Origin of the sequence: Pectobacterium brasiliense (assembly GCF_013449685.1) — a bacterium.
GTDB lineage: Bacteria > Pseudomonadota > Gammaproteobacteria > Enterobacterales > Enterobacteriaceae > Pectobacterium > Pectobacterium brasiliense_A.
Genome location: NZ_JACDSF010000027.1, coordinates 166867 through 173469, shown reverse-complemented (window position 1 = coordinate 173469; position 6603 = coordinate 166867). Strand labels below are relative to the sequence as shown.

Annotated in this window: 6 protein-coding genes; all 6 read right to left on the bottom strand. The window is 53.0% G+C overall.

Annotation, left to right across the window (positions count from 1 at the left end):
* Window positions 1-300: 300 nt before the first annotated feature.
* On the bottom strand, window positions 301-1320 hold the full coding sequence (locus H0248_RS11930) for an IS110 family transposase (RefSeq protein WP_180786094.1): 1020 nt from the start codon (window positions 1318-1320) through the stop codon (window positions 301-303).
* Between the two features lie 222 nt (window positions 1321-1542).
* Window positions 1543-2676 carry a 23S rRNA (uracil(747)-C(5))-methyltransferase RlmC gene (rlmC, locus tag H0248_RS11925; protein ID WP_180786093.1) on the bottom strand — a complete coding sequence of 378 codons (1134 nt, stop codon included), beginning with the start codon at window positions 2674-2676 and terminating at the stop codon, window positions 1543-1545.
* Window positions 2677-2800: 124 nt separating this feature from the next.
* Window positions 2801-3253 carry a YbjO family protein gene (locus H0248_RS11920; protein WP_180786092.1) on the bottom strand — a complete coding sequence of 151 codons (453 nt, stop codon included), beginning with the start codon at window positions 3251-3253 and terminating at the stop codon, window positions 2801-2803.
* Window positions 3254-3460: 207 nt separating this feature from the next.
* Window positions 3461-4306 carry a putrescine ABC transporter permease PotI gene (gene potI / locus H0248_RS11915; RefSeq protein ID WP_010277277.1) on the bottom strand — a complete coding sequence of 282 codons (846 nt, stop codon included), beginning with the start codon at window positions 4304-4306 and terminating at the stop codon, window positions 3461-3463.
* Window positions 4303-5268 carry a putrescine ABC transporter permease PotH gene (gene potH / locus H0248_RS11910; protein WP_180786091.1) on the bottom strand — a complete coding sequence of 322 codons (966 nt, stop codon included), beginning with the start codon at window positions 5266-5268 and terminating at the stop codon, window positions 4303-4305. Before potH ends, potI begins: the two co-directional genes overlap by 4 nt.
* Before the next feature lie 14 nt (window positions 5269-5282).
* Window positions 5283-6416, bottom strand: coding sequence for a putrescine ABC transporter ATP-binding subunit PotG (potG, locus tag H0248_RS11905; RefSeq protein ID WP_180786101.1), 1134 nt, complete (start codon window positions 6414-6416; stop codon window positions 5283-5285).
* Window positions 6417-6603: the final 187 nt, after the last annotated feature.

Below are 6603 nucleotides of genomic sequence, written 5' to 3'. Positions count from 1 at the left end.
GGTAGCTGTACGCTCGGATTGCGCCATATATGGACGCTCCCGGTTGAACAAGGCGTTTTTCAGCAAGATGTAAAATCGGTAACTGCAGGCATATATCCGGTTTCTAATGGGGCTTCTGCGCCCCGAACCATGATGAAATCCGCCAGGTGAGTACCAAGCATCCACTACGGGCTATCGTGCCCATTGGCGCATCGGTTTACCTCACCTGTGGTCTTACCTGTTTTGCCATCTTTTTGATTACACCTGCAATTTCGGACTGCGTTTTACCCTTTGTGAACCCCTGCGAGGACTGAGCGGTGCTCAGGCCCCCGCAGGGGGACGATATTCTGTTTCATGGACCAGCATCGACCACAGTATCCGCGCTGTTTTACTCGCCTGTGCCACTACCGCGACATTGTAATTTTTGCGTTTCAGCAATCCGTCGAGCCACCCCATGTCTTCCCGGTGTCGCTCAATCACGGAAGCGACTGCCCGCGCTCCGTGAACCAGAAGATAACGGAAGTAACCATCGCCCCGTTTGCTTATCCGCCCCAGACGCTGTTTGCCTCCGCTGGAATGCTCTCGCGGTGTCAAACCCATCCAGGCTGAGAACTGTTTTGCGCAGTTGAACTGCCTTCCGTCACCCACTGACGCGACCAGATACGTCGCCGTCAGCAGTCCGACTCCGGGCACTTTTGTCATGCGTTTACAGGCTGCCTGTGTTTCGGCCCATGACTTCAGTTGTTGTTCGATAAGCTCCACATGGTCATCCAGCGCATCAATATGCGCCATCTGTCGTAATGCGCTGGCTCGAACGAACGGTGATAGCTCATTTTCTCCGTCTTCAAGAATTTCTGCAACGCCCTGCTTCAGCGCTTTTCTGCCTGTTGCCATCACAAAACCAAACTCGCCCAGCATGGCCCGCAAGCTGTTCGAACAGGCGACCCGTTCCCGGATAATGATATCCCGCTCCGTATGCAGGGCGAGCACAGCCTGCTGGTCAACGGTTTTGACCTGAACAAAGCGCATATTGGGCCGAGTAACGGCTTCGCAGATGGCTTCCGCATCCGTCGCATCGGTCTTGTTGGTTTTGACGTAAGGCTTGACGTACTGCGGTGGCATCAGCCTGACCTGATGCCCGTGGCGGATAAACATCCAGGCAAAATGGTGGCTGGATGAACACGCCTCCATCCCAATAAGACAGGGTTCGAGACGGATAACGAACTCAGCAAACTTTGCCCGCGAGAGTTTCTTTTTCAGCACAGTCTGGCCGGTGTGATCGACACCATGAAGAACGAAAACGTTTTTTGCCAGATCGATACCAAGGGTAGATACTTGCATTTGGACGCTCCTTCTTTTGAGATTTGACACTCATACTCTGGCACATCTGATGCCGTTAAGTTGGAGCGTCCATCTCATTATCCATGGCGCAAACGCTTTACTCTTCTATTCCATTATCACCGTTCCCGTTCCGCAAATGGTTTTATCAATATGGTTCTACGCTTCTACTTTTTACGCCTACTGTGGCAACACCGTAAAGTATTCAGATGTCCTGACTTTGCCTTAGCCATCCTCACGTTTCAATAACGTCAGCACTTCATAGTGCGCCGTGTGCGGGAACATGTCGAACAGCTGTACACGCAGCGCACGGTAATTCGTCAGCTCTGTCATGTCTTTCGCCATGCTTTCAGCGTTACAGCTGGAATAGAGAATATAGTCCGGTGCCATGCGGCTCAGGTAGGCGCACAGTTCACTGCCGATACCACGGCGTGGTGGGTTGACTAATACCAGATCTGGAATTTCCGCTTTAGCGGTCGCGAACTGTGTAGAATCCAGCGCCTGAAACTCCACCTGCTTCAACCCTAACTGTTCCGCAGAGCGACGCGCGCAGGCTATCGCCTCGGCGCTGATTTCAATTCCCGTCAGGCGCATCTCCGATGATGCACAGTGCAGGCCAAAACCCCCTACCCCGCAAAACAGATCCCACATACTGGTAATATTCAGCTCTGCCACCCAATCGCGAGCCGTCGCATACAGCGCGGCTGCCACCTGAGGGTTGGTCTGGAAAAAGCTTTGCGGACGGATATACAACGGCACCTGATTAAACTGTTCAGCCAGCGCGGCAGCGTCACTCAGGATAATCTCCGTGTTCCCTTCCATAATCGCCTGATGCACGGGCTGAATATTGACGGATATCACCTCAAGCTGTGGCAACTGCTGCTGTAGCCAGGGCAATGCGGCACGCAACTGCGCCAGCTTGGCTTCCGAGCGTAAGACAAAGCGCAGCATGAATGTACCGTGCTGCGTACTTTCCGTCAGCAGCAGGTATTTCAGCTCCCCACGGCGTCGAGCCACGTTATAAGGCGTCAGCCCCGCACGAGCGATGAAGACTTTAAGCACGTCGAAAATCGGAGCGAAGGTGGACGGATAAAGTGGACAATCGCAGAGATCCACCGCCGTTCCATCACGATGTAGCATCCCCAGCAGCGGGCGTTCCACGTTGCCGCTCACCACCATTTTGGCTTTATTACGAAAGGCAGACTGGGCAGAAGGCTGCACGGGCAACCAGCACTGCACAGCATGCGGTTGCAGCAAACCTTCAAGATGTTGCTGCTTATCAGACAATTGCTGCGGGTAGGCTTTTTCCAACCATTGGCAGGAACGACAGGTTCCCGTGCTGTAGCGGGCACAATGCATAAAAATCTAACTATTAAAAAATACGGAATGCGAGGATTATATCACCCTGACAGCGTCACCCTGCGACCTTTTGCCGATTTATGGGCGACGCCTGCAGCCAGAGTGGCTCATAAGAGAGAAATGTCTATTTCTGACGCAGAAAAAAACGCTTACTGCGTCGTGGCAGAAACAGTAAAACAATCACCAGAAGATCTGGGATCTTTTGCAGCAGGAGCTGATGCAGCACGGCAGCGTTGTTTTCTCCTGAGATATGGAATATCGCTGGCATAAATTCACTCAACGACGCCAGCAGTAGGTAACACACCACGACGGCCTGACAGACCACATAACCCCATCGCCCCCAGTTCACTCCGGCCAAAACGGCAAAACCACAGCGAATTTCAACACCGACGACAACCAGCGACAGCAGTAGCACCAGTGTTGAATCCCAGGCTTCTGCATTGCTGCCAATCCAGCCGCTCAAATCGCTGAACCCTAGCTCCCATGCAAGCAGCAAAATCCCCAAAACGCGGGTAGCAATAATTGCAATCCCCGCCACCATCACAGGCACCGGGGCATAAACTTTGCGTTGTGTCATTTCCTTCTTCATATACAGAATTTCAACGCTCTCCCTTCATGCGGTATTTACCCGCCAAAAATACAGCATCAATATAACGTCTGATGCCAATATAAAACTTGATAGTCATACAAAACTTGATTGCCATACAAAACAGCAACGCCCCCATACTCTGGCGGCGTTGCTGGTCATCTTCGCTAGGCTAACAAATTAGGGTGAGAGATCGAATCAGCCGCGTCTCGCTTTTTGCATATCGCGATAACGCTGCTTTTCTGCCCTCGCCATAAACCACCAGGCGATAAACCCAATAATACCAACGACTAACAATATCAGGGAAGCCAATGCGTTAATTTGTGGATTAACGCCCATTCTGACGCTGGAGAACACCAGCATTGGCAGCGTTGTCGAGCCAGGCCCTGCCACGAAGCTGGCGATAACCAGATCGTCCAGCGACAGCGTAAACGCCAGCAGCCAGCCGGAAAGCAGCGCAGGAGCAATCATCGGCACTGTGATAATGAAGAACACCTTGAGCGGGTTCGCGCCCAGATCCATCGCCGCTTCTTCAATCGAACGATCAAGCTCACGCAGTCGCGCGCTGATCACCACGGTGACATACGCGGTACAGAACGTGACGTGTGCCAGCCAGATGGTGAGCATCCCTCTTTCCGCTGGCCAGCCAATGGCATGCCCTAATGCCACAAAGAGCAACAGCAGCGACAGGCCGGTAATCACATCTGGCATAACCAGCGGCGCTGTCAGCATAAAGGCAAAACCATTAGAACCACGGAAACGGCCAAAACGCACCATGACCACAGCGGCGATCGTGCCAAGAATCACGGCCATCGTGGCCGAGGCGGCAGCAATCGTCAGGCTCAGGAGTACCGCGCTGATCATCGCCGTATTGTGGAACAGCTCGACGTACCAACGTGCCGACCAGCCAGCCCATACGGTCACCAGCTTGGAGCTGTTGAACGAGTAGATCACCAGCATCAGCATCGGCGCATAGAGGAACGTAAAGCACAGTACCAAAATCACAATACGCCACGGTGAGCGAACAACAGGTAAATTATTCACGCCTCACCCTCCGCACTTTTGCTCTGATGTTTGTGGAACCAGATAATCGGCATAATCAACAGCAGCAACATGACGACGGCAACGGCAGACGCCACTGGCCAATCGCGGTTATTGAAGAACTCCTGCCACAGAATACGGCCAATCATGATGCTGTCCGGCCCGCCGAGCAGTTCTGGAATCACGTATTCCCCCACCGCTGGGATAAAGACCAGCATCGAGCCTGCAATGATTCCCCCTTTCGTTAAGGGGACGATCACGCTGAAGAAGGTTTTCAGCGGTCGCGCGCCGAGATCCAACGACGCTTCCACTAACGAATAGTCCAGACGCATCAGCGCGGTATATATCGGCAACACCATAAACGGCAGATAGGAATACACGACGCCGATATACACCGCCAAATTGGTATGCAGAATCACCAGCGGTTCATCGATCACCCCCAGCCACAGCAGGAAGTTATTCAGGATACCGTTATTTTTCAGAATCCCCATCCAGGCATAGACGCGAATCAGGAATGACGTCCACGATGGAAGAATCACCAGCAACAACAGGATATTACGTGTTGACGGTTTACTGTGCGCCACAGCCCAGGCCAGCGGGTAACCAATAAACAGACAGCACAGCGTCGACACAGCAGCAACCTGAAGCGATTGCATATAAGCATCGAAATACAGCGGATCGTCCAACAAATGCAGGTAGTTCCCAAGGTTCAGGGAAATATCCAGCTTGCCGTCCAGCCACGAGATCAGATCGGTATAAGGCGGGATCGCTCGCGCCATCTCTGCAAGACTGATTTTGAACACGATCAGGAACGGCAGCATGAACAGCAACAGCAGCCACAGATATGGCAGCGCGATGACCAGCTTACGCCCGTGTTTTTGATGCCAGCGCGCCATCAGTACACGGAGCCAGTGTCTGGCCTTGCCCGGTGGTTCCGCCGTGTTATGTTCGGGAAATAAAGTCATGACATTCTTCCTCGCTACACCATCAGAACCACACAGCTATCGGCATCCCAACACAGCCGAACCTCATCTCCCCAGGTCGGTGTGCCTTTGCGATAGCGGTAAGCATTTTGTAGCTGCGCGCTGATGATTTGCCCGCTATTAAGCCTGACGTGGTAAATTGACAGGTCGCCCAGATAGGCGATATGCACCACTTCCCCTACCGCGAAGTTACAACCGTCAGCTGGCACGTCTTCGCACAGCATGATTTTCTCTGGACGCAATGCGATGTAGACCGGAACGCCATCGACCACCGAGACATCCGAATCCACCTTCAACGGATGCACGAGTCCAGGGCTTTTGATGATCAGTGCATCGTCCTGACGTTCCTGCAAGATCCCTTCAAACATATTGACTGAGCCGATGAACTCCGCGCTGAAACGCGTGTTTGGATGCTCATAAATCTCTTCCGGCTCGCCAATTTGTACGAACTTACCGCGATTCATAATGGCAATACGGCCTGCCATCGTCATAGCTTCTTCCTGATCGTGCGTTACCATCACACAGGTCACGCCCACACGCTCCAGAATATCGACGACTTCAAGCTGCATGCGGTCGCGCAATTTTTTGTCCAGCGCGCCCATCGGTTCGTCAAGCAGCAGCAGTTTAGGGCGCTTCGCCAGACTACGAGCCAGCGCAACACGCTGGCGTTGACCGCCAGAAAGCTGATGCGGTTTACGATTGGCGAACTCTTGCATGTGCACCAGCGACAACATCTCTTCCACACGATCTTTGATTTCTGCACGCGGTAGTTTGTCCTGCTTCAGACCAAATGCGATATTCTTTTCCACCGTCATGTGTGGGAACAGCGCGTAAGACTGGAACATCATATTGATGGGACGCTGGTAAGGCGGCACCAATGATAAATCCTGACCATCCAGAAAAATCTGCCCCTGCGTGGGGAGCTCAAAACCTGCCAGCATACGCAGCAGCGTGGATTTCCCACAGCCGGATGCCCCCAGCAGCGCAAAAATTTCGCCTTTATAAATAGTCAGGCTGACATCATCGACGGCGGCCTGACCGTCGAACGACTTCGTCAGGTTACGCACTTCCAGCAGCGGAGTGGCTGCTTTTTGAGGTTTTGATTGAGGGCGGGGGATCGCGTCATTCACTTCGCATTGCTCTCCGGCAAAAGCAGAACAAGCCACACCGCAGATGCCGCCATTCGGCGCTTTTTGCATTCAGCAGTGTGACACAATATAGAGCGCGAACAGGCGGTATCACCGCCTGTTCTTTGCCACGTTTCATACCCATCCATTCTTTGGTTGCTGAAACCCGCAACCCTCAAGCGCTTGGGTA